This is a genomic window from Burkholderia sp. RF7-non_BP4, from assembly GCF_001521935.1.
Lineage (GTDB): Bacteria > Pseudomonadota > Gammaproteobacteria > Burkholderiales > Burkholderiaceae > Burkholderia > Burkholderia diffusa.
The window spans coordinates 290,915-313,653 of record NZ_LOTA01000053.1 but is presented as its reverse complement, the minus strand read 5'-3'; the positions used below and the strand labels follow the sequence as shown (position 1 = coordinate 313,653).

Genomic DNA, 22,739 nt, shown 5'->3' with positions numbered 1-22,739 from the left:
TTATTGACTGACGACCGCGACGATGTCTTCCTCGCGCAGTACGAGGAATTCGTTGCCGTCCACCTTGACGGCCTGGCCTGCGTACTTGCCGAACAGCACGCGTTCGCCGACCTGCAGGTCGGGCACGATGCGCTGGCCGTCCGCGTCCTTGCGGCCGGGGCCGACGGCGATCACTTCGCCCTGGTCGGGCTTTTCCGCGGCGCTGTCGGGGATCACGATGCCCGAGGCGGTGGTGGTTTCCTGGTCGAGTCGCTTCACGATGACCCGGTCGTGCAAGGGGCGTAGGCTCATCTGTCCGTCCTGTTCTGTTACGTCGAAATTGGCTGGCACTCTTTGATGGAGAGTGCTGACGAGTATAAAAACGCGGGACGGCGCGATCCAATAACGGATTCCGAAATGTATTTGCGTGGATGCGCTATGGGAGCGTCGACGACGCGGAGGAGTGCGGTACGCGGATGCGGGTACCGGCGCGGAAGAGTGCGATGTAGAGACGGCAGCGAGGAGACGGCGGCGTGCGCCGCCTTCATCCGTTACGACGCGACGCGAATCACGACCTTGCCGAAATGCTGGCCCGACTGCAGGTATGCATACGCTTGCGGCGCCTCGTCGAAACCGAACACGCGATCGACCACCGGCTTGATCCGTTTCGCATCGACGAGCCGCACGACGTCGTCGAGCATCGCGCGGCTGCCGACCATGAGGCCATGCAGTTTCCGAATGCCGCCGATCAGCGACAGCAGCCCGAGTTCGGGGCCGCCGAAGCTGCTGAGGCCGCCGATGACCGATACGATGCCGCCCAGCTTCGTCGCGGCGACCGAGCGCGCGAGCGTATCGCGTCCGCCGACTTCGATGACGAGGTCCGCGCCCGCACCGTCGGTGAGCCGCAGCACTTCATGCTGCCATTCGGGCGTCGTGCGGTAGTTGATCGTTGCGTCCGCACCGAGTGCGCGGGCGCGTTCGAGCTTGGCATCGCTCGACGAGGTCACGATCGTGCGCAGTCCGGCCGCATGCGCAAGCTGCAGCGCGATGATCGATACACCGCCCGTGCCGAGCAGCACGACCGTCGCGCCCGGTCTCAGCCCGCCGTCGACGAACAGCGCATTCCACGCGGTGATGCCCGCGCACGACAGCGTTGCCGCTTCGTCGTAGTCGAGATGCGCAGGAATCCCGACGAGCGCGGTTTCGTCGGAGACGAAGCGTTCGGCGAGCACGCCGTCGAAATGCGAGCCGGGCGACCCCGAGACTTTCTGCGGCGTGGGCGGCCCGTCGATCCAGTGCGGGAAATACGTGTTGATCACGCGATCGCCCGGCTTGAACCGCGTGACGTCGCGGCCGGTTTCGACGACTTCGCCGGCGCCGTCGGCGACAGGAATCAGCGCGTCCTTGCCGATGCCGAGATAGTCGCCGCGCGCGAACATCAGGTCGCGGTAGTTCAGTCCTGCCGAGTGGATTTTCACGACGACGTCGGTCGGCCCGACCGGGCGAAGCGTCGCATCGATGCGCCGGAGCCCGGCAATGCCGTCCCCCGGTTTGATTTGCCATGCGTGCATGTCGGCTCCTTTTTCGAGATGGACCGGACTATCATAGTGTTGCGCAACGGGACACATTGGCGAGAATTCGGCCAACGATTGTCGCCGGCACGGACGCAAACCTGTCATTCCATCGGAGCGGAACTGCATGGACGAGCGATTGAGAGGCATCGTCGAATTCGTCGACGTCGTGGAGTCGGGCAGCTTCGCGGCGGCGGCGCTGCGCCTCGGCATGACGCGCTCGGCCGTGGCGAAGATCGTCGCGCGGCTCGAACAGCGGCTCGGCGCGCGGCTCTTGCAGCGCACGACGCGCCAGCTCGGCCTGACCGACGAAGGGCTCGTCTATTACGAGCAGTGCCGGCGGTTGCTGGCCGAACTCGGCGAGACGGAGGCCGCGCTCGACGCGGGCCGGCGCGAGCCGACCGGGCGCGTGCGGATCAGCGTGCCCGTGCTGTTCGGCCGGCAATGCGTGGCGCCCGTCGTGCGGCGCCTCGTCGAGCGTCATCCGCGGCTTGAAATCGACGTGTCGTTCAGCGATCGCCTGGCCGACCTGGTCAACGACGGCTTCGACATCGCGGTGCGCATCGGCGAGCTTGCGGATACGAGCACGCTCGTCGGGCGGCGGCTTGGCGTACAGAGGATGGGCATTTGCGCATCGCCGGCGTATCTCGAACGTCATGGCCGGCCGACGGGATCCGACGAGCTCGCGTCGCACGTCGGCATCGCGTATTCGCGCGGCGGGCAGCCGACGCCGTGGCGGATCATCGGCGCGGACGGCGCGGTGCACGACCATCGCCCGGCCGGCCGCCTGCGATTCGACGACCTGCAGGCGATCGCCGACGCGGCGGCAGCCGGCGCGGGCCTCGCGTGGCTGCCGTGCTGGCTGATGGCGCCGTACGTGCGCGATGGCCGCCTCACGCTCGTGATGGACAGCGACAGCGTGTCGGGCGCCGAAGTGTTCGCGGTGCGCCCGGCGTCGCGCAACGTGCCGATGAAGGTGCGCGTCGTCGTCGATGCGCTCGTTGACGAGATTCCGCGCATGCTGGCGTCGGACGACGCGGACGACGCGGACGACGCGGACGGCGAGCGCGTGCCGCCGCGCAGCGTTCACGTTACGTAGCCACGCCGCACGACATGGCCGCCGCCATCGCGTTCCTGCTGTTCGACGATGCGGCGGTCGTCATGGGGCAGGTGCTCGCGGTGGACGGCGGCGGCAGCCTCGGCGGACGCGGCTGATGCAACGCAAGCATTGCGACGCGAGCCGTAAAACAAGGACCGGCGTGCATATTCCCCCTTCCCGTTAGCATGTGACGAATCCGACTTTGGGCGCCGCGCGGGCGCCGCTAAGATCGCCGATCCGTAATCGAGCGTTCGACAAAATGAAAAAGTCCGCGTCGCCGTTGCATGCCTTCCGTTTCCGTGTCGTCTGCGCCGCGATTGCCGGCGCGTTGTCGCTCGCGTCGTGCGGGGGCGTCGACAGCGATGCGCCGTCGCAGTCCGCCGCGACACCACCGCAGGCCGCGAAACGCCCGAACATCCTGTACATCATGGCCGACGATCTCGGCTATTCCGACATTCACGCATTCGGCGGCGAGATCAGTACACCGAACCTCGACGCGCTCGTCGCGTCGGGCCGCATCCTGTCGAACCACCACACGGGCACCGTATGCGCGATCACGCGCGCGATGCTGATTTCCGGAACCGATCACCACCTCGTCGGCGAAGGCACGATGGGCGTGCCGACCGACGAGCGGCGCGGGTTGCCGGGCTACGAGGGCTACCTGAACGATCGCGCGCTATCGTTCGCACAACTGCTGAAGGACGCCGGCTATCACACTTATATCGCGGGCAAGTGGCACATCGGTTCGGGGGTCGTCGGCAGTGCGACGGGCAGCGGACAGACACCGGACCAGTGGGGCTTCGAGCGCAGCTACGTGCTGCTCGCCGGCGCGGCGACGAACCACTTCGCGCACGAACCGGCCGGCTCGTCGAACTACACGGAGGACGGCAGCTACGTGCAGCCGGGCCAGCCCGGACAACCGGGCGGCGCGGGCGGCAATCCGGCCGTGTTCTATTCGACCGACTTCTATACGCAGAAGCTGATCTCGTACATCGATTCGAACAAGCGGGACGGCAAGCCGTTCTTCGCGTACGCGGCCTACACGTCGCCGCACTGGCCGCTGCAGGTGCCGGACCCGTGGCTGCACAAATATGCGGGCGTATACGACGCCGGCTACGACGCGATCCGCAACGCGCGGATCGCGCGACAGAAGGCGCTCGGCCTGATCCCGACCGACTTCAAGCCATTTGACGGCCTTCCGGAAACGACGTCGGCATCGCCGGCCACGGCGAACAACGGCACCGCGAAGGCGAAGTACATCAGCGCCGTGCATTCGGCCGCCGACGGCTACAGCGACTACGGCACCGGCAAGGTCGACAAGCTGTGGTCGAGCCTGAGCCCGGCCGAGCGCCGTGCGCAGGCGCGCTACATGGAGATCTATGCGGGGATGGTCGAGAACCTCGACTACAACATCGGCCTCTTGATCCAGCACTTGAAGGATATCGGCGAATACGACAACACGTTCATCATGTTCCAGTCGGACAACGGCGCGGAAGGCTGGCCGATCGACTCCGGCGCGGACCCGACGGCGACCGACACCGCGAACGGGCAGGACCCGGTCTATTCGACGCTCGGCACCGACAACGGCAAGCAGAACGCGCAACGGCTGCAATACGGGCTGCGCTGGGCCGAAGTGAGCGCGACGCCGTTCCGGCTCACGAAGGGCTATTCGGCCGAAGGCGGCGTGTCGACGCCGACGATCGTGCGGCTGCCGGGGCAGACGCGGCAGTTGCCGACGCTGCGTGCGTTCACGCACGTGACCGACAACACGGCGACGTTCCTCGCGGTCGCGGGCGTCACGCCGCCGTCGCAGCCGGCGCCGCCGCTCGTGAACACGTTGACGGGCGTCGATCAGAACAAGGGCAAGGTCGTCTACAACAACCGCTACGTCTATCCGGTGACGGGGCAGTCGCTGCTGCCGGTGCTCACCGGCTCGGCGACGGGCGAAGTGCATACGACGCCGTTCGGCGACGAAGCGTACGGCCGAGCGTACCTGCGCAGCGCCGACGGCCGCTGGAAGGCGTTGTGGACCGAGCCGCCGCTCGGGCCGCTCGATGGTCACTGGCAGCTGTACGACCTCGCGGCGGACCGCGGCGAGACGACTGACGTGTCCGCGCAAAACCCGTCGGTGATCGGCACGCTCGTCGACCAATGGAAGACCTACATGAGCAACGTCGGCGGGGTGGAACCGCTGCGTCCGCGCGGCTACTACTGAGGACGGCACGATGCAGTTCCGCTTCCGGACACTCGCCGCGGCGCTCGCGGCCACGCTGTTCGCGGCTGCGTTCGCCGTCGGCTATGCGAGCCCGTCGGCGTTACCCGGCGGCGCCTTCGACGACGCGAATCGCGGCCGCACGCTCGCGCCGCTCGGCTCGGAACGGCAGTGCGAGCGCTACTCGGGGTTGCCGGCGAAGTGGCGCGACGACCCGAAGGCCGGGATGGTGCACCTGAGCGGCGGCGCGTTCGTGTTCGGCAGCACGCGCGGCTATGCGGACGAGCGTCCGGCCGGTGACGGCAAGACCCGTGTCGGCGGATTCTGGATCGACCAGACCGACGTGACGATCGCGCAGTTCGCCGCGTTCGTGCAGGCGACCGGTTACGTGACCGAGGCCGAGCAGCAAGGCGGCGCGGCGGTGTTTCATGTGCCGACGCGCGACGAGTTGAACGCGCGTGATCTTGCGTGGTGGACGTGGGTGAAGGGCGCATCGTGGCGGCAGCCGCGCGGCCCCGGCAGCAGCGTCGACGGGCTCGGCAACCTGCCCGTCACGCTCGTCACGCAGCGCGACGCGCTCGCGTATGCGCGCTGGCTCGGGCGCGACCTGCCGACCGAAGCCGAATGGGAATACGCGGGCAAGGCCGGTCGCGACGACGCATCGCTCGACGCGGCGCCGCGCGACGCGCAGGGCAAGCCGACCGCGAACTACTGGCAGGGCGCGTTCCCGGTGCTCGATACGGCCGAGGACGGCCACGCGGGGCTGGCGCCGGTCGGCTGCTACGCGGCGAACGGCTTCCGCCTGTACGACATGATCGGCAACGCATGGGAATGGACCAAGGACGCATACACGGGCCCGCATCAGTCGCACACGAACGGCGACACGGCGGCTGTCGCACCGCCGACGCGCCGGCACGACACGCCGATGGTGATCAAGGGTGGCTCGTTCCTGTGCTCGCGCGATTACTGCGTGCGCTATCGCGCGTCGTCGCGCGAACAGCAGGAAGCGGATCTCGGTGCATCGCATATCGGGTTCCGCACGATTCTGAGGGATGCGTCATGAAGCGGGTGATGTATCGCGTTGCCGCGTCGCTGATCGTTGTATGCGGTGTCGCCCATTCGGGCTGGATTGTTGCGGCCGAAACCGTCACGTCGACGATCCGCGTCGGCGTGACGCGCGGCGTGCACGCGGACATCCTCGACGAGGTGAAACGCGTCGCGGCCAGGCGCGGGCTGGGTGTCGACGTCGTCGAATTCGACGACGCGTCGCGCATCGATTCCGCGCTCGCGGACGGCAAGATCGATGCGGCGAGCTTCGAGGACGCGCAGCGCCTTGCCTCGACGCGCACGGCGAAAGGCTATGCACTGACCGCTGTCGCGCCGACCGTCACGTTGCCGATGGCGCTCTATTCGCGCAAGCTAAGGAGTCTGAATGATTTGCAACGCGGTGCGACGGTCGCGATCCCGGCCGATCCGCGCGGAATGACACGTGCGCTCGTGCTGCTGCAGAACGACACGCTCGTGACGCTGCGCGAAAAGGCCGGCCTGCATGCGACGCTGCGCGACGTGACGGGCAACCGGCTTGCGCTGAAATTCGTGGCCCTGCACCGTGACCGGCTGCATGCGGCGCTCGACTCGGCCGCGTTCGTCGCGATGGACAGCGAGGACGCCGCGCGCGCGGGGCTGCAGCCGGCGCGCGACAGCATCAATCTCGAGGATGCACGCTCGCCGTATGCGAACGTGCTGACCGTGCGCGACGCCGACCGCACGAAGCCGTGGGTCGCTCAACTCGTCGCCGCGTATCACTCGGACGACGTCGCACATTTCATCCTGACGCGCTACCAGGACTCGGTGCGACGGCCGTGGTAGACGACTATCGTCTCGCGTGCAATGCGTGCGGACGCTGCTGCAACGGCGCGCGCCGCGTGCCTTACACTTGCCGCTCTTTCAACCGTCTCCGATGGAGCGCGCATGTACGCCTCGACCTTCATTTTCCGCGCAGGGCAATTCGACGACGAGTTTCACCGGCTCGACCGCCAGATCGCCGACATGGCGCGCGCGACGCCCGGCTACCTCGGCGAGGAGACGTGGGAGAACACCGAGGCGGGGCTGATCCAGAACGTTTACTACTGGGAATCGGAGGCGGCGCTGCAGCAGTTGATTCGGCATCCCGCGCATCTGGAAGCGAAGGCGAAGCAGGCGCGCTGGCTGGACGGCTATCGCGTGGTGATCTCGCAGGTGTTGCGCGAGTATGGCGACGGCAAGCTCGCGCAGCCGCGTGCGGGGCAGCCGGCGTAAGCCGATCGCCGAACGGGCGCTTCAGGCGCCGTGCGTGATCCGCCCGGCATTCCCACACCACCTCAAAGCGCCTCGACCAGCAACCGGTTGCTCTTCTCGCAATACTCGTGACACGCAGCCCGCGCCGCGATCGACGCGCCGTGCACGAACTTCGGCGCATCCGCCCGCCGCGACATCGACACGACGATCGACGGCGGCGACGGCTGCAGCGGTAGCTCGACGACCTCGCCGCTGGCGATCAACGCATCGACGAACAGCACCGGAATCGCCGCCACGCCGAAGCCGTCGCGCACGAGCTGCACGATCACCGAGATCGACGGCGAGCCGGTGATGCGCGTCTCCGACAGCGGCACGCCATGCGCGTGCGCGAGCGTGCGCACGATGTCCTCGAGCGCACGGTGGGGCGCGGTGCCGCGCCCGTAAGTCAGGATCGGCTGGCGCAGCACCTGCCGCGCCAGCCCCGTGCGCGCGGTCGGGAGCAGCCCGGCACGCGCGATCCAGCGCACCGGATAGTTCGCGAGCGCGTCGCAGACGACCGATGCCTCGTCGCTGCCCTCCACGCGAATGATCAGATCAAGCTCGCCGGCCATCAGCCGGCGCTGCAGCACGACGCTGACGTCGACGGTCAGGTCGATCTCCAGTTGCGGATAGTCGGCGGCGAGGCGCCGCAGGTAATGCGGCAGCCAGCTGTGCACGACCGTCTCGATCACGCCGAGCCGCAGCTTGCCGCGCAGCGCGCTTTCGCCGGCTGCGGCGGCCTGCAGTTCGTGCGTCGCCTCGACGACGGCCTTCGCATAGCCGAGCAGATATTCGCCGTTCGGCGTGAGCCGGAACTCGCGGCTGTCGCGATCGACGAGCACGGTCTGCAATTCATCCTCGAGCGCCTTCAGGCGCTGCGAGATCGCGGCCGGCGTCGCGTGCAGCGCGGCGGCCGTCGTGCGGAAGTTGCGCAGCTTCGCGAGCGTGACGAAGGTTTCGAGGAAACGCGTGTTCATGGCGGTCGGCAAGTCGTTGGGCGCGCAGCTTGCCCCGCTGAAAAAATGAACGGGACCGGGGAAAACCCCGAGATCCGTTAAGGAATTCTATACACACGGCGCAAAAAAACTCGTTGGCGACAAAATTTTTTCTTTTCTATTCTTCGCCGTATCCGCTGACGCAACCGTCATCCAACGACAGACCGATCCGCCAACGACCATCATGACACCTTCCGAATTCCGCCAGTCCGTACGCAACGGCGCGTTCCGCAGCCCGACGGCCGGCCAGTGCGGCCCGTTCGCGCAAGCGAACCTCGCGATCCTGCCGAACGCGTACGCGCACGATTTCCTGCGCTTCTGCCAGGCGAATCCGAAGGCGTGCCCGCTGCTGGGCGTCGGCGAACCGGGCGCGTTCCGGCTCGACGTGCTCGGCGAGGATCTCGACATCCGCACCGACGTGCCGAGCTACAACGTATACCGCGACGGCCGCCTGACCGAGCGGGTCGAATCGCTCGAGGCGCTGTGGCGCGACGATTTCGTCGTATTCGCGATCGGCTGCTCGTTCTCGTTCGAGGACATGCTGGCGCGTGAAGGGATCGGGCTGCGCCACATCGAGGAGGGTCGCAACGTGCCGATGTATCGCACGTCGATTCCGAATCGCCGCGCGGGGATCTTCGGCGGGCAACTGGTCGTGTCGATGCGGCCGCTGCGCGGCGCCGACGCGATCCGCGCGGTGCAGATCACGAGCCGGTTTCCGGGCGTGCATGGCGCGCCGGTCCATATCGGCCATCCGCGTGAACTCGGCATCGCCGATCTCGGCGCCCCCGATTTCGGCGACGCCGTGACGGTGCGCGACGACGAGCTGCCGGTGTTCTGGGCGTGCGGCGTGACGCCGCAAACCGCGCTGATGGAAGCGAAGCTGCCGCTCGCGATCGCGCATACGCCCGGCTACATGCTGATGACCGACATCACGAACGCGTCGCTGGCCGTGTTCTGACCCGGTCGGAGCGGCGGCCCGCGCGGTCGCTGATCCGGCCCCGACGCGGCGGCGCGCCGCCGCCGCAGACGATCCGCCCGCCCGGAGGGCGGCGCGCAGCCGCGGCCCGACGATCGCGAGCACGACGCACTACGCACCACACACCACACGCACGGTTTCGACCGCACATTTCGACAGGAGCTTCACCATGGAAAGCAAGACCCTCGCGGCGCCCGCCGCCGACCCCGCGGGCCCCGCGCGCAACGGCCTGTTCGGATGGTATGCGGACGCGCAACCGCGCGAGCGCCGCGCGTTCTGGAGCTGCAAGGTCGGCTACATGCTCGACGGGATGGACACGCAGATGCTGTCGTTCGTGATCCCGACGCTCGTCGCGACCTGGGGCATCTCGCTCGCGGACGCCGGCTTCATCGGCACGATGACGCTGCTCGCGTCGGCGCTCGGCGGCTGGATCGCCGGGATCCTGTCCGACCGGATCGGCCGCGTGCGCACGCTGCAACTGACCGTGCTGTGGTTCGCGGTGTTCACCGCGCTGTGCGGGCTCGCGCAGAACTACCACCAGCTGCTCGCGGCGCGCGCGCTGATGGGCTTCGGCTTCGGCGGCGAATGGACGGCCGGCGCGGTGCTGATCGGCGAAGTGATCCGCGCGCGCGATCGCGGCAAGGCCGTCGGCCTCGTGCAGTCGGGCTGGGCGATCGGCTGGGGGCTGTCGGCGCTGCTGTATGCGCTGCTGTTCTCGGTGCTGCCGGCCGAGCAGGCATGGCGCGCGCTGTTCCTCGTCGGCCTCGCGCCCGCGCTGCTGGTGGTCGTGATCCGCCGCTACGTGAAGGAGCCCGACGTCTACGAGAAGGAGAAGGCCTCGCAGGCGAAGGTGGCCGACGCGCCGCGTCTCACCGAAATCTTCGCGCCGAAGCTGCTGTCGACGACGCTGCGCGCGGCGCTGCTGACGACCGGCGCGCAAGGCGGCTACTACGCGATCACGACCTGGCTGCCGACGTTCCTGAAGACCGAGCGGCACCTGACCGTAATGGGCACCGGCGGCTATCTCGCGATGATCATCTTCGGCTCGTGGGTTGGCTACCTGACGAGCGCATACCTGACCGACCGCCTCGGCCGCAAGCCGAACTTCATCCTGTTCGCGCTCGGCTCGATGGTGATCGCATTTTCGTACACGTCGCTGAACCTGACCAACGCGTCGATGCTGTGGCTCGGTTTCCCGCTCGGTTTCTTCGCGTCGGGCATCTTCTCCGGGATGGGCGCGTTCCTCACCGAACTGTTCCCGACCCGCGTGCGCGGCTCGGGGCAAGGCTTCTGCTACAACGTCGGCCGCGCGATCGGCGCACTGTTTCCGTTCCTGATCGGCGCGCTGTCGAAGCAGTACGGGCTCGGCATGAGCATCGGCATCTTCGCGGTCGCCGCGTACGGCGTGGTGATCGTCGCCGCGCTGACGCTGCCCGAAACGCGCGGCCGCGAACTCGACGCCGCCTGAGCGTGCATCCGCCCGCCGCCTTTTTACCGCTCCCCTTTCATCGAAGCCCTCACGCGGCGCGCGACGCGCGCCGTGCGGCGGCGCTCGTCCTTCGCTTCAACGACGCATCGAGTTCATCGCCATGACTGACCGACAACCTTCCCCCGTTTCCTCCGACGCCGCGCGCTGGCAATTCTGGATCGACCGCGGCGGCACCTTCACCGACATCGTCGCGCGCCGGCCCGACGGCTCGCTCGTCACGCACAAGCTGCTGTCTGAGAATCCCGAGCAGTATCGCGATGCGGCCGTGGCCGGCATCCGCCATCTGCTCGGCCTCGCCGACGGCGAGCCGATCACGCCCGAACGCGTCGACATGGTGAAGATGGGCACGACGGTCGCGACCAACGCGTTGCTCGAACGCAAGGGCGAACGCACCGCGCTCGCGACGACGCGCGGCTTTCGCGACGTGCTGCGCATCGCGTACCAGAACCGCCCGCGCCTGTTCGATCTCGACATCGTGTTGCCCGATGCGCTGTACGAGACCGTCGTCGAAATCGACGAGCGGGTCGGTGCGCACGGCGACATCGTCGTGCCGCTCGACGTGCAACGCGCGGAAGCAGCGTTGCGCCGCGTATTCGACTCGGGTGTGCAGGCGCTGGCCATCGTGCTGATCCACGGCTATCGCTACACCGCGCACGAACGCGCGCTGGCGGACCTCGCGCGCCGGATCGGCTTCACGCAGGTGTCGGTGTCGCACGAGGTGTCGCCGCTGATGAAGATGGTGTCGCGCGGCGACACGACCGTGGTCGACGCGTACCTGTCGCCGATCCTGCGCCGCTACGTCGAGCAGGTCGCGCACGAGATGCCCGGCGTGAACCTGCAGTTCATGCAGAGCAGCGGCGGCCTGACGCGCGCCGATGCGTTCCAGGGCAAGGACGCGATCCTGTCCGGCCCGGCCGGCGGCATCGTCGGAATGGTGCGCGCCGCGCGCGCGGCCGGCTTCGAGCGCGTGATCGGCTTCGACATGGGCGGCACCTCGACCGACGTATCGCACTACAACGGCGAATTCGAGCGCGTGTTCGAGACGCAGGTGGCCGGCGTGCGGATGCGCGCGCCGATGATGAGCATCCACACGGTCGCGGCCGGCGGCGGCTCGGTGCTCGGCTTCGACGGCGCGCGGCTGCGCGTCGGGCCCGAATCGGCCGGCGCGAACCCGGGGCCGGCCGCATATCGGCGCGGCGGCCCGCTGACGGTGACCGACTGCAACGTGATGCTCGGCAAGATCCAGCCCGATCACTTCCCGCGCGTATTCGGCCCGCACGCGGACGAACCGCTCGACCGCGACGGCGTGGCCGCGAAGTTCGCGGCGCTCGCCGACGAGATCCAGGCGGCGACCGGGCGGCGCGACACGCCCGAGGCGCTGGCCGAAGGGTTCCTGGAAATCGCGATCGGCAGCATGGCGAACGCGATCAAGAAGATCTCGGTGCAGCGCGGCCACGACGTGTCGCGCTACGTGCTGACGACGTTCGGCGGCGCGGGCGGCCAGCACGCGTGCGGCGTGGCCGACGCGCTCGGGATGACGCAGGTGTTCGCGCATCCGCTCGCGGGCGTGCTGTCCGCCTACGGGATGGGGCTTGCCGACCAGACCGCGATGCGCGAGCGCGCGGTGGAGGCCGTGTTGTCCGACGAATCGTTGCCGGCGCTGAATGCCGCGCTCGACCGGCTGACCGACGAGGCGGTCGGCGCGCTGCTCGAACAGGGCGTGCCGCCGGCGCGCATCGCGACCGAGCGCCGCGTGCACCTGCGCTACCAGGGCACGGATTCCGCGCTCGACGTGCCGGCCGGCAGCGTCGCGGCGATGCAGCAGGCGTTCGAAACCGCGTACCGGCAACGCTACGCGTTCCTGATGCCCGGCACGCCGCTGGTCGCCGAACTCGCATCGGTCGAGGCGATCGGCCGCTCCGATGCACCGGTCGAAATCGCACCGCTCGAGCCGCGCGACGAGGGCGCGGCGCCGCACGCGCACAGCGCCGTGCGTTTCTATTCGGGTGGCGAATGGCACGACGCGGCGCTGTACGTGCGCGACACGCTGCTCGCCGGCGACGCGATCGACGGCCCCGCGATCGTCGCGGAGAAGAACGGCACGACCGTCGTCGAACCCGGCTGGCGCGCGCGGATGACCGCGCAGGGCAACCTCGTGCTGACGCGCACCACGCCGCTGCCGACGCGCCGCTCGCTCGGCACCGACGCCGACCCGGTACGGCTCGAGATCTTCAACAACCTGTTCATGTCGATCGCCGAGCAGATGGGGCTGCGGCTGCAGAACACCGCGTATTCGGTCAACATCAAGGAGCGGCTCGACTTCTCGTGCGCGATCTTCGACGGCGACGGCAACCTGATCGCGAACGCGCCGCACATGCCCGTGCACCTGGGCTCGATGGGCGAGAGCATCCGCACGGTGATCGAGCGCAACCGCGGCCGCATGCGCGACGGCGACGTGTTCATGCTGAACGATCCGTATCACGGCGGCACGCACCTGCCGGACGTGACCGTCATCACGCCGGTGTTCGCGGACGGCTCGGACGCGCCGCTGTTCTACGTCGGCTCGCGCGGCCACCACGCGGACATCGGCGGCACCACGCCGGGCTCGATGCCGCCCGATTCGACGCACATCGACGAGGAAGGCGTGCTGATCGACAACTGGCAGCTCGTGTCGGCGGGCGTGCTGCGCGATGCCGACACGCGCGCGCTGCTCGCATCGGGCCGCTATCCGGCGCGCAACGTCGAGCAGAACATGGCCGACCTGCGCGCGCAGATCGCGGCGAACCAGAAGGGCGTCGACGAACTGCGGCGCATGGTCGAGCAGTTCGGCCGCGACGTCGTGCTCGCGTTCATGCGACACGTGCAGGACAACGCGGAAGAGGCGGTGCGGCGCGTGATCGGTGCGCTGCAGGACGGCGCGTACCGCTATCCGCTCGACAACGGCGCGCAGATTCGCGTCGCGATCCGCGTCGACCGCGCGGCGCGCCGTGCGGAGATCGACTTCACCGGCACGTCCGCGCAGCTCGACAACAACTTCAACGCGCCGAAGGCCGTCTGCATGGCCGCGGTGCTGTACGTGTTCCGTACGCTGGTCGGCGACGACATCCCGTTGAACGCCGGCTGCCTGAAGCCGCTGACGGTGATCGTGCCGGCGCGCTCGATGCTGAACCCGGAGTATCCGGCGGCGGTCGTGTCGGGCAACGTCGAGACGTCGTCGGCGATCACCAACGCGCTGTACGGCGCGCTCGGCTGCGTCGCATCGAGCCAGGGAACGATGAACAACTTCACGTTCGGCAACGATCGCTACCAGTACTACGAGACCATCGCCGGCGGCAGCGGCGCGGGCGACGGTTTCGCGGGCGTCGGCGCGGTGCAGACGCACATGACGAACTCGCGGCTGACCGATCCGGAGGTGCTCGAATGGCGCTACCCGGTGCGGCTCGACTCGCATCGGCTGCGCGCGGGTTCAGGCGGCGGCGGGCGCTGGCGCGGCGGCGACGGCGCGGTGCGGCGGATCCGCTTCCTCGAGCCGATGACCGCGTCGATCCTGTCGAACAATCGGATCCATGCGCCGTTCGGCGCGGCGGGCGGCGAGGCCGGCGCGCTCGGCCGCAACACGATCGAGCGGGCGGACGGCACGGTCGAGACGCTCGAGCACGTCGGCCGCGCGCAGATGGCGCCGGGCGACGTGTTCGTCGTCGAAACGCCGGGCGGCGGCGGTTACGGCGCGGCGGGCTGAGCGGCTCGACGCTACGCAATGCAACGCGCGGAAGCCGGACGGCTTTCGCGCGTCGCGGCCGGATCATCGCACCGGTTCCATCAGATGCCGCCGCAATGCCTGCGCGACGCAGCGATATATTCGCGTGCATTAATTAGCCCGATATTGCGGCGAGTATGGGAATAAAGTCGTGCATTCCGGCGTGAATGGAAATGGAAATTCCCCATTCCGTGTGTTGCCCAATACGATCCGACCCCGCGATAAATCCGACGGGGGCAGATCGCTGCCGGGTGCCGTCGATTCCCGCAAACGCCCGCCTGGCAAGGCACACCGCCGAATCCGCGGGCCCCGCTCAGGGCCGCTGCGCGCGCCCACGTGCGCGCCGCCAATCACGAAAAATCCTCCGTGCCAATCGAGTTGCGATTCCTTGACACTCCGTTCTAAATGTGAGTGCCAATCCGCTTCGTCATTTGATAAGATGGCTTCCATCATTCGCTTGGAAACCTGCGCGCGACATGCGCGAACGCCGGTTCGCATTGGTTGGAAACAAGTACGGAACGAGGGCCGCTGGCACAGTCATCGCGACTGCCCCGCCGGGTACGCGCGCAGCGCGCCCGGGGATCGGCGGCGGCCCGCTCGGCTCCGTCTACACTGTGCGTTTTTTCTGGATCGGGGCGTGTCCATGGATGACGAAAACGATAGCGCCGTGCTCGAAGCGCATCTCGGTACGCGTAGCCCATGCTGGCGTCTCGGCAGCGACAGCAATGCACTCGAACTGGCCGCCGTTCGCGGCCTGACCAATGTCGCGGTGGCACTGACCAGCGAGCAGGCCGCGCGGATCCGCGCGCTCACCGGCGTCACGTCGCACCTCGTGCTCGAACTCTCGCTGTTCGGCGATCCGGTCAGCCTCCATCTGGTCGGCAGGAAGGTCGATACCGCCAATTGGGCCGGCACGGCCTCCGCCTATTCCGATGCCGCCTCCGTCGCGAGCGACCTCGCGCACGGGCTCGCATTCGCCGAGCAGGTCGTGTCCGAAGTGAATTCGCTCGTCGTGATCCTCGACCGCAACGGCATGGTGCAGCGCTTCAACCGTCTGTGCGAGGAAGTGACGGGCAAGCGCGAGGTCGACGTGATCGGCCGCAGCGCGTTCGAGCTGTTCATGAGCCCCGAGCAGGGCGCGCAGTCGCGCACCAACATCACCGGCTTTTTCGCGAGCAACCGTTCGTTCGCGGTCGAGCGCTACATCAACACGGTCAACGGCCCGCGCCTGTTCCAGTTCCGCAACAAGTTCGTGCAGAGCGGCAGCGGCGTCGACGAGCAGTTCCTGATCTGCTCGGGCATCGACGTCACCGAGGAGCGCAACGCGCAGCAGCGGCTCACCGAGCTCGCGAATACCGACGTGCTGACCGGCTTGCCGAACCGTCATGCCATCAGCGAGCGCATCCGTGTCGCGCTGGCCGCGGACCGCACCGACGTGCGCGGCCAGGTCGGCATCCTGTTCCTCGATCTCGACAACTTCAAGCGCGTCAACGACCACTACGGGCACATCACCGGCGACCGCCTGTTGCAGGACGTGTCCGCGGTCATCGGCGGCTGCCTGCCGTCCGGCGCGACGCTCGCGCGGCTCGGCGGCGACGAATTCCTGGTGCTGTTCGAGCACGGCACGCGGCCGCTGCTCGAGGCGACCGCGCAGATCATCCTCGAGCGGCTGCGTACGCCGATCCACCTCGGGCTGGTGGAGGTCTACACGAGCTGCTCGATCGGCATCGCGATGTATCCGCAGCATGGCGATTCGCTCGAAACGCTGATCCGCAGCGCCGACACCGCGATGTACGTCGCGAAGGAAGAGGGCAAGCATACGTACCGCGTGTTCTCGCTGGAGATGAACCAGAAGGTCGCGAAGTACATGTGGCTCGACACGAACCTGCGCAAGGCGCTCGAGGACGAGCAGTTCGTGCTGCATTACCAGCCGGTCATCGACATCGCGACCGGCGACGTGCACAGCGTCGAGGCGCTGATCCGCTGGCAGTCGCCGGATCGCGGAATCGTCGCGCCGATCGAGTTCATCCGTTTCGCGGAGGAGTCGGGGCTGATCGCGCCGCTCGGCCGCTGGGTGATGCGCACCGCGGCCGCACAGGCCGCCGCGTGGAAGGCGAAGGGGCTCGGCGTGCGGATCGCGGTGAACGTGTCGGCGCGGCAGTTGCAGGACATGAACATCGTCGACCAGTTCGCGACGATTCTCGACGGCGCGGGGCTGAAGCCGAGCCTCGTCGACATCGAGCTCACCGAAAGCAGCTTCATCGAGGACGAGGAATCGGCGCACGAGCTGATGAAGCAGTTCCGCCAGCTCGGCGCGGAGATTCACCTCGACGATTTCGGCACCGGCTATTCGTCGCTGTCGCAACTGTCGCGGCTGCCGCTCGATTCGATCAAGCTCGATCGCACCTTCATCACGGGCATCGACCGCAACCCGCGCTCGCAGGCGCTGGTGCGCTCGGTCGTGTCGCTCGCGAAGGCGCTGAGTTTCTCGGTGGTCGCCGAAGGCGTCGAGACGCACGCGGAAGCCGAATTCCTGAAGCAGATCAACGTCGATCACGCGCAAGGGTTCTACTTCGCACGGCCGATGCCCGCCCAGGCGTTCGAGGCCTGGCTCGCGGAAACGAGAAAGCTCAGGCTGATCGCCTGAGCCCCACCGCATGACGGGCGCCGCCGGTTTCGCGGCGGCGCTTCGCTCACATCACACCGTGCGCAGCTTCGACACGCGCCGGTTCTGCAGCATCACCAGACGTTCCATGTACGCGAGATCCTTCGGCTCGATCGTGAACGCCGCGTGAACCCATTGTTCGGTGATGTCCATCAGCTCGGAGCGCGTGAGATGGAACACGCGTTCGCGTGCGCGCAGCATCGCGCGGATGCCGTTCAGCTTCGGCTTCATCACGTCGATGAAGGTGCGCGTCGCGAGATACGCGTCGCCCGCGTCGAACGTCTGGTCGACCAGACCGCGATCCTCGTACCACTCGGCCGCATGCGGCTCGCCGGACGAGATCAGCGATTCCGCGAGCCCTCGGTCCGCCTTGCGCGCGACCAGCGAATAGCCGCCCATGCCCGGGAACAGGTTGAACGCGATCTCGGGAAAGCCGAGTTTCACGCCCTTCTGCGCGAGCATGTAGTGGTGCGCGAGGGCGGCCTCGAAGCCGCCGCCCAGCGCGCTGCCCTCGACCATCGCGATCGAGATCGCCCCGGTGCCGAAGCCGGTGTAGATCTCGAACACGCCGTCGATGCACGAGCGCGCGTAGGCCATCAGCTGGTCGCGGCGGCCGCTGCGGATCGCGTCGACGAAGAAGCTCAGGTCGCCGCCGACGTTGAACAGCTCGGGGACGAGCGAGCCCGTCACCCAGAAGTCGAACGGCAGGCCCGAGTCGCGTGCGACACGCGCGAGATGGATGATGTCGGTGACGAGTTGCTGGTTGAAGCACGGCCGCGGCTCCGATCGCAGCATCATCCACATGACGTTGCGGCCTTCTTCGTAGAACGCGGTCAGTTGCGTGAGTTCGCCTGCTTCGTAAAACGGACGGCACGCCGGATGGGATTGGAGTTGCATGGTATGTCCTCGTGAGATGTGGTTTTCAAGAACCGCCGCGGCCGGCGTCGTGGAAACCTGCCCCCGGACGGCGCCGGCCGCGAGGCACCGCCATTGTTGCGCGCGCATAGAAGCCGAATTGCGCGGAACAACGCATGAACGGGACGCGAGCGGGCAGCGCGTTCGGTGCGGATCGGGCTGACCATGCGAACGATGCGAATGACGCGATCGAGGTGATCGCTCGGCGGGAGGACGGCGATGAGGAAGGCGGGGAAGGGGCCCGCGTCCGGGTGTGCGGAGGCGGTGAGGGCGGTCGGCGCGCGTACGCGGCCCGTGGGGCGGTGCGACATGCCGGTCGCTTACGCGTTGAAAGCGGCGCGGTGCCGTCGGTCGCGTCTCATGGAATGTGCGGACTGGTGCGGCGGCCGGGCGTCGGCTAGCTTTAGAGGATGACGCCGCTGCGCCGGGGCTTCCGGGAGGGGACCATGACCGCATTCCAGAAGATGTGGCAGCTAATGATCGGAAAGCCGCTGGACCCGCTCGATCCGCGCACGCGCCATGCGATCGCCGTGACGCCGTTGCTGGCCTGGGTCGGGCTCGGCGCCGACGGGTTGTCGTCGTCGTGCTACGGCCCGGAAGAGGCGTTCCTCGCGCTCGCGCACCACACGCCGCTCGCGCTGTTTCTTGCGCTCGCGACCGCGGCGACCGTGTTCATCATCGCGCTCGGCTACAACCAGGTGATCGAGCTGTTCCCGACCGGCGGCGGCGGCTATCGCGTCGCGACGTCGCTGCTCGGGTCGAAGCCGGGGCTCGTCTCGGGTGCCGCGCTGCTGGTCGACTACGTGCTGACCGTCGCGACGTCGCTCGCGAGCGGCGTCGACGCGTTCTTCAGCCTGCTGCCGGTCAGTGCGCAGGTGTTCAAGCTCACGACCGAGATCGTGCTGATCCTGCTGATGACGGGGCTCAATTTCCGCGGGATGCGCGAATCGATCATGGTGCTGCTGCCGATCTTCATCGGCTTCGTTGTCCTGCATTTCGGGCTGATCGTGTATGGCGTCGCCGTGCATGGCAGCAACCTTGCGACGATCGTGCCCGATGCGGTGCACGAGGCGCACGGGATGTCGCAGTCGCTCGGCGTGTTCGTGATGCTCGCGTTGCTGATGCGCGCGTTCTCGCTCGGCGGCGGCACCTATACGGGCCTCGAGGCCGTGTCGAACAACGTGAACATGCTCGCCGATCCGCGCGTGCCGAACGGCAAGGTGACGATGTGGTACATGTCGACGTCGCTCGCGTTCACGGCTGGCGGCATCATCCTGCTGTACATGTTGTGGCACGCGCGGCCCGTCGAAGGCGAGACGCTCAACGCGGTCGTGTTCGGCCGCGTGATCGACCATCTCGGGCTCGGCTCGGCGCTCGCGCGGCATGCGCTGCTCGCGGCCGTGCTCGCGTTCGAGGCCGGGCTGCTGATGGTCGGCGCGCAGACGGGCTTTCTCGACGGCCCGGCCGTGCTGTCGAACATGGCGTCGGATTCCTGGGTGCCGCGCCATTTCCGCGACCTGTCGACGCGCCTCGTGCGGCAGAACGGCATCATCGTGGTCGGCCTGTCGAGTCTGCTGATCCTGCTGTGGACGCACGGCAGCGTCGACGTGCTCGTCGTGCTGTACAGCATCAACGTGTTCCTCACGTTCAGCATGTCGCTGCTCGGGCTATGCACGTATTGGTGGCGCCATCGCAGCGACCGCGGCTGGTTCAAGCATTTCTTCCTGTCCGCGCTCGGGTTGACCGTGACGGCGACCGTGCTCGTCATTACGCTGGTCGAGAAGTTCACGGCCGGCGGCTGGCTCACGGTGCTCGTGACGAGCGCGGTGATCGCGCTGTGCTTCATGATCAACCGCCACTACGCGTACACGCGCGCGCAGCTCGCGAAGGAGGACGCGCTGTTCTCGGGGGCGCCGCCGGAAGTCGACGAAGCTACCGCGCCCGGCAAGCCCGATCCATCGCAACCGACGGCCGTGCTGCTGGTCGGCAAGCATCGCGGCGCGAGCATGCACGCGCTGCTGTGGGTCAACCGGCTGTTTCCCGGGCATTTCCGCAACGTGATCTTCCTCGCGGTCGGTGAGGTCGATGCGAAGGCGTACGACGGGCACGAACATCTCGAACGGCTGCGTCACTCGATCACCGAAGCGCTCGAATACTACGTCGCGCACTGTCGCCGCAACGGCATCGCCGCCGACTATCGGATCGCGTTCGGCACGAATCCCGTCGTGGAATTCATGAACCTCGCGTCGTCGACGCTCGATGACTATCCGAACGCCGTGTGCTTCGCGAGCAAGCTGATCTTCCGACGCGTGAATTTCCTGACCGCGTGGTTGCACAACCAGACGCCGGTCGAGTTGCAGGCGCGCCTGCATGTCGAGGGCAAGCAGATGGTGCTGCTGCCGATGAACGTCGGGTAGCGGCGGAGCGGAAAGCGCGTGCGCGACTGCCGGCGGCAGCCGTCAGGGTTGATGATGCCGATGCGGTCGGTTGGGCCGCCGCAGCGGCGGATGATGGAATTTGGCCCTCAGCCGGTCGCGCCCCGGACGCTTGATGAAGAACAGCACGGCGAGCGCGACGAACGCCAGCAGCACGACGACTTCCACGATCCCGGTTTCCATGGTGCCTCCTCGTCGCGAGCGGGCGATCCATCGCCGTCGTTCGGCGATCGGGCGGGTGCCGGCGGCCGCACGCGATGACGCTTCCATGTCTCATTGTAGGTCGGCGCGCACCGGCTTGACGCGTGCGGATGCGACGCCCACACTGGCTCGACACGAGCGTGGCGCGGTCGCGCGTATGCGCTGCGCGACCGTGCTGTCCGTGAACCGCGACGAGGTGCGATGTGGTGCGCTTTTCTGCCGGCCTGGCCGGCTGGATGCTGGCATGTGCCGCCGCGTTCGGCGCATCGAACGCCGTCGGCGCGACGCCGGGCGCGGGGCCAACCGTGGACGGAGCGAACGACGTGGCCGACGAAGCGCCCGTCACGCTCGTCAGCGATGTCCACGAATTCGTGATCCAGCACGACGGTTCGCTCGACGAGCACGACGATTCGACATTGCGCGCGAACAACGGGAACGGCATCGACGAGATCGCGCAGCGCTACGTGTGGTTCGACAAGAATCTGGAGAAGGTCGACCTGCTCGCGGCCGAGACGATCGATCGCGACGGCGTCGCGCATCCGGTCGGCCCCGACGGCATCCGCGACGTCCAGGAGCCGCGCTCGGCCGGTGCGCCGACGTTTCAGGACGGGTTGCTGCGCACCGTCGTGTTTCCGGGCGTCGAGGCCGGCTCGGGCACGCGCATCGCGTTCCGCAAGTCGCGCACGAGGCCGGTCAACGCGGGTTACTTCGGCTACTACGTCGAGCCGTCGCGCGAGCCGGTGGAGCACCAGCGGCTGATCTTCGACGTGCCGGCCGACATGACGCTGCACGCGGACGCGCGCGGCTACGTCGCGCTGCCGCCGGTGACCGCGAACGGCCGCACGCGCTACGAATTCGACTACCGGCACGGCCCGTACGAGCGCATCGAGAGCGGCGCGGTCGGTTACCCGACCTACGGCGACCGGCTCGTGGTGTCCACGCTGCCCGACTACGCGGCGTTCGCCGCGCGCTACCGCAACGCGGCCGTCGATCCGGGCGCGAACGACCCGGCCGTCGTGCAGCTCGCACGCGCGCTCACCGCCGACGCCGCCGATCCGCGCGACAAGGCGCGCATCCTGTACGACTGGGTGCAGGCGAACGTGCGCTACGTCGCGCTCTTTCTCGGCGAGACGGCCGCCGCGCCGCATCGCGTGACCGACATCCTGCGCAACCGCTACGGCGACTGCAAGGACCACGTCGCGCTGTTCGGCGCGTTGCTCGCGGCGGTCGGCATCCGCAGCGAACCGGTGCTGATCAATCTCGGCTCCGTGTACACGCTGCCGTCGGTGCCCGGTTACGGCGGCGGCGCGATCAATCACGCGATCACGTGGCTGCCCGATCTCGGCCTCTACGCCGACACCACGACGGCCGGCATTGCGTTCGGCTACCTGCCGCCGATCGTGATGGATCGGCCGGCTTTGCTCGTCGACACCGGCGTGCTGTCGCGCACGCCCGCCATGCAGCCGAAGCGTCGCACCGCGCGCGTGGCGATCGATGCCGCCCAACCGGGCGCTGCCGGGTTTCACGCGCTCGTCGAGGACGACGGCTGGACCGCCGAGCTCGAACGCACGCTGTTTCGCCGCGCGGCGCCCGACCGCATCCGGCAGCTCGCGAACGAACGCCTGCGGCAAAGCGGGCTGCGCGGTCACGCGCGGATCACGACGAGCGATCGCCGCGCGACCGGCGGCCCGTTCGACGTGACGTATGCCGGCACGCTCGATCACGTCGTGTGGCCCGACGGCACGACCGCCGTGCCCGTGCTGTCGAGCCTTACGGGCGGCATCGCGACACAGGTCGAAGGCTGGCTGGCCGAACCCGTGCGCACGCAGCCGTGGACGTGCATCGGCGGCAGTTTCGAGGAGACCGGCCAGATCACGCTGCCGGCCGACGTCGCGGTGACCGACCTGCCCGCCGATGCGGCCGTGCACGACCGCTTCGTCGACTTCGCGTCGCATTACGTATTCGATGCGGCCACGCGGGTCGTGCAGGTCACGCGGCGGATGAAGGCCGAATTCGGCCGCCAGGTCTGCACGCCCGACGAGTTCACGGCGCTGCGTGCGTCGCTCGAACGCATCGAACGCGACACGCAGGCGCAGATCGTCGTGCGGGCGAAAGGGCATTGAGCGGGG

The 22,739-nt window shown here is 68.0% G+C and carries 16 protein-coding genes and 1 pseudogene; 12 read left to right on the top strand and 5 right to left on the bottom strand.

The annotated features are described in order from the left end of the window. Both WS49_RS19695 and WS49_RS19690 read right to left on the bottom strand, forming a co-directional pair. Nucleotides 1–291 (bottom strand): co-chaperone GroES, encoded by a 291-nt coding sequence (locus tag WS49_RS19695; RefSeq protein ID WP_059532162.1) that lies wholly within the window; start codon nt 289–291, stop codon nt 1–3. 239 nt (nt 292–530) lie between these two features. Further along, nucleotides 531–1,550: a zinc-dependent alcohol dehydrogenase family protein gene (locus WS49_RS19690; RefSeq protein ID WP_059532159.1), complete on the bottom strand. Its 1,020-nt coding sequence runs from the start codon at nt 1,548–1,550 to the stop codon at nt 531–533. 127 nt (nt 1,551–1,677) lie between these two features. Here WS49_RS19690 and WS49_RS19685 point away from each other — a divergent pair, with 127 nt between their 5' ends. The 6 genes and pseudogenes from WS49_RS19685 (at nt 1,678) to WS49_RS19665 (ending at nt 7,159) form a co-directional block, all read left to right on the top strand. Continuing rightward, nucleotides 1,678–2,649 (top strand): LysR family transcriptional regulator, encoded by a 972-nt coding sequence (locus WS49_RS19685; protein ID WP_059532156.1) that lies wholly within the window; start codon nt 1,678–1,680, stop codon nt 2,647–2,649. A gap of 2 nt (nt 2,650–2,651) precedes the next feature. Next, a pseudogene (locus WS49_RS33875) lies at nt 2,652–2,765 on the top strand (SDR family oxidoreductase); the annotation flags it as partial. 143 nt (nt 2,766–2,908) lie between these two features. Next, on the top strand, nt 2,909–4,864 hold the full coding sequence (locus tag WS49_RS19680; protein WP_059532153.1) for an arylsulfatase: 1,956 nt from the start codon (nt 2,909–2,911) through the stop codon (nt 4,862–4,864). A gap of 10 nt (nt 4,865–4,874) precedes the next feature. Then, on the top strand, nt 4,875–5,924 hold the full coding sequence (locus WS49_RS19675; RefSeq protein WP_059532150.1) for a formylglycine-generating enzyme family protein: 1,050 nt from the start codon (nt 4,875–4,877) through the stop codon (nt 5,922–5,924). Further along, on the top strand, nt 5,921–6,730 hold the full coding sequence (locus tag WS49_RS19670; RefSeq protein ID WP_059532147.1) for a MetQ/NlpA family lipoprotein: 810 nt from the start codon (nt 5,921–5,923) through the stop codon (nt 6,728–6,730). The genes WS49_RS19675 and WS49_RS19670 overlap by 4 nt, the downstream gene beginning before the upstream one ends. 102 nt (nt 6,731–6,832) lie before the next feature. Beyond that, nucleotides 6,833–7,159 (top strand): antibiotic biosynthesis monooxygenase family protein, encoded by a 327-nt coding sequence (locus WS49_RS19665; RefSeq protein ID WP_059532144.1) that lies wholly within the window; start codon nt 6,833–6,835, stop codon nt 7,157–7,159. A gap of 62 nt (nt 7,160–7,221) precedes the next feature. Here the strand turns inward: WS49_RS19665 and WS49_RS19660 are convergent, their stop codons facing one another. Beyond that, nucleotides 7,222–8,154, bottom strand: a complete 933-nt coding sequence (locus WS49_RS19660) for a LysR family transcriptional regulator (RefSeq protein WP_044847290.1) — start codon at nt 8,152–8,154, stop codon at nt 7,222–7,224. A gap of 202 nt (nt 8,155–8,356) precedes the next feature. Here WS49_RS19660 and WS49_RS19655 point away from each other — a divergent pair, with 202 nt between their 5' ends. From WS49_RS19655 to pdeR, 4 genes are all read left to right on the top strand, one after another. Beyond that, nucleotides 8,357–9,130, top strand: coding sequence for a putative hydro-lyase (locus tag WS49_RS19655; protein WP_059466092.1), 774 nt, complete (start codon nt 8,357–8,359; stop codon nt 9,128–9,130). Nucleotides 9,131–9,317: 187 nt separating this feature from the next. Further along, nucleotides 9,318–10,616: an MFS transporter gene (locus tag WS49_RS19650; RefSeq protein ID WP_059532142.1), complete on the top strand. Its 1,299-nt coding sequence runs from the start codon at nt 9,318–9,320 to the stop codon at nt 10,614–10,616. Between the two features lie 121 nt (nt 10,617–10,737). After that, nucleotides 10,738–14,376, top strand: coding sequence for a hydantoinase B/oxoprolinase family protein (locus WS49_RS19645; protein WP_059532139.1), 3,639 nt, complete (start codon nt 10,738–10,740; stop codon nt 14,374–14,376). A 661-nt stretch (nt 14,377–15,037) separates the two neighbouring features. Next, nucleotides 15,038–17,041, top strand: coding sequence for a cyclic di-GMP phosphodiesterase (pdeR, locus tag WS49_RS19640; protein WP_059532136.1), 2,004 nt, complete (start codon nt 15,038–15,040; stop codon nt 17,039–17,041). 51 nt (nt 17,042–17,092) lie between these two features. Here pdeR and WS49_RS19635 read toward each other — a convergent pair whose 3' ends face one another. Next, nucleotides 17,093–17,956: a crotonase/enoyl-CoA hydratase family protein gene (locus WS49_RS19635; protein ID WP_059532133.1), complete on the bottom strand. Its 864-nt coding sequence runs from the start codon at nt 17,954–17,956 to the stop codon at nt 17,093–17,095. A gap of 464 nt (nt 17,957–18,420) precedes the next feature. Here WS49_RS19635 and WS49_RS19630 point away from each other — a divergent pair, with 464 nt between their 5' ends. After that, nucleotides 18,421–20,391, top strand: a complete 1,971-nt coding sequence (locus WS49_RS19630) for an APC family permease (RefSeq protein ID WP_059532130.1) — start codon at nt 18,421–18,423, stop codon at nt 20,389–20,391. Between the two features lie 42 nt (nt 20,392–20,433). Here the strand turns inward: WS49_RS19630 and WS49_RS35700 are convergent, their stop codons facing one another. Next, nucleotides 20,434–20,592, bottom strand: coding sequence for a hypothetical protein (locus WS49_RS35700; protein WP_179949142.1), 159 nt, complete (start codon nt 20,590–20,592; stop codon nt 20,434–20,436). Between the two features lie 221 nt (nt 20,593–20,813). On the opposite strand from WS49_RS35700, the gene WS49_RS19625 reads away from it, so the two are divergent. Next, nucleotides 20,814–22,733: a DUF3857 domain-containing transglutaminase family protein gene (locus WS49_RS19625; RefSeq protein ID WP_059532127.1), complete on the top strand. Its 1,920-nt coding sequence runs from the start codon at nt 20,814–20,816 to the stop codon at nt 22,731–22,733. Nucleotides 22,734–22,739: the final 6 nt, after the last annotated feature.

Bases quoted from the DNA above. Each gene is read 5' to 3' on its own strand.
- WS49_RS19670 (WP_059532147.1), top strand. From the start codon at position 5,921: ATGAAGCGGGTGATGTATCGCGTTGCCGCGTCGCTGATCGTTGTATGC.
- WS49_RS19665 (WP_059532144.1), top strand. From the start codon at position 6,833: ATGTACGCCTCGACCTTCATTTTCCGCGCAGGGCAATTCGACGACGAG.
- WS49_RS19655 (WP_059466092.1), top strand. From the start codon at position 8,357: ATGACACCTTCCGAATTCCGCCAGTCCGTACGCAACGGCGCGTTCCGC.
- WS49_RS19660 (WP_044847290.1), bottom strand. From the start codon at position 8,154: ATGAACACGCGTTTCCTCGAAACCTTCGTCACGCTCGCGAAGCTGCGC.
- WS49_RS19680 (WP_059532153.1), top strand. From the start codon at position 2,909: ATGAAAAAGTCCGCGTCGCCGTTGCATGCCTTCCGTTTCCGTGTCGTC.
- WS49_RS19635 (WP_059532133.1), bottom strand. From the start codon at position 17,956: ATGCAACTCCAATCCCATCCGGCGTGCCGTCCGTTTTACGAAGCAGGC.
- WS49_RS19650 (WP_059532142.1), top strand. From the start codon at position 9,318: ATGGAAAGCAAGACCCTCGCGGCGCCCGCCGCCGACCCCGCGGGCCCC.
- WS49_RS19675 (WP_059532150.1), top strand. From the start codon at position 4,875: ATGCAGTTCCGCTTCCGGACACTCGCCGCGGCGCTCGCGGCCACGCTG.
- WS49_RS19630 (WP_059532130.1), top strand. From the start codon at position 18,421: ATGACCGCATTCCAGAAGATGTGGCAGCTAATGATCGGAAAGCCGCTG.
- WS49_RS19645 (WP_059532139.1), top strand. From the start codon at position 10,738: ATGACTGACCGACAACCTTCCCCCGTTTCCTCCGACGCCGCGCGCTGG.
- WS49_RS19685 (WP_059532156.1), top strand. From the start codon at position 1,678: ATGGACGAGCGATTGAGAGGCATCGTCGAATTCGTCGACGTCGTGGAG.
- WS49_RS19690 (WP_059532159.1), bottom strand. From the start codon at position 1,550: ATGCACGCATGGCAAATCAAACCGGGGGACGGCATTGCCGGGCTCCGG.
- pdeR (WP_059532136.1), top strand. From the start codon at position 15,038: ATGGATGACGAAAACGATAGCGCCGTGCTCGAAGCGCATCTCGGTACG.
- WS49_RS35700 (WP_179949142.1), bottom strand. From the start codon at position 20,592: ATGGAAACCGGGATCGTGGAAGTCGTCGTGCTGCTGGCGTTCGTCGCG.
- WS49_RS19695 (WP_059532162.1), bottom strand. From the start codon at position 291: ATGAGCCTACGCCCCTTGCACGACCGGGTCATCGTGAAGCGACTCGAC.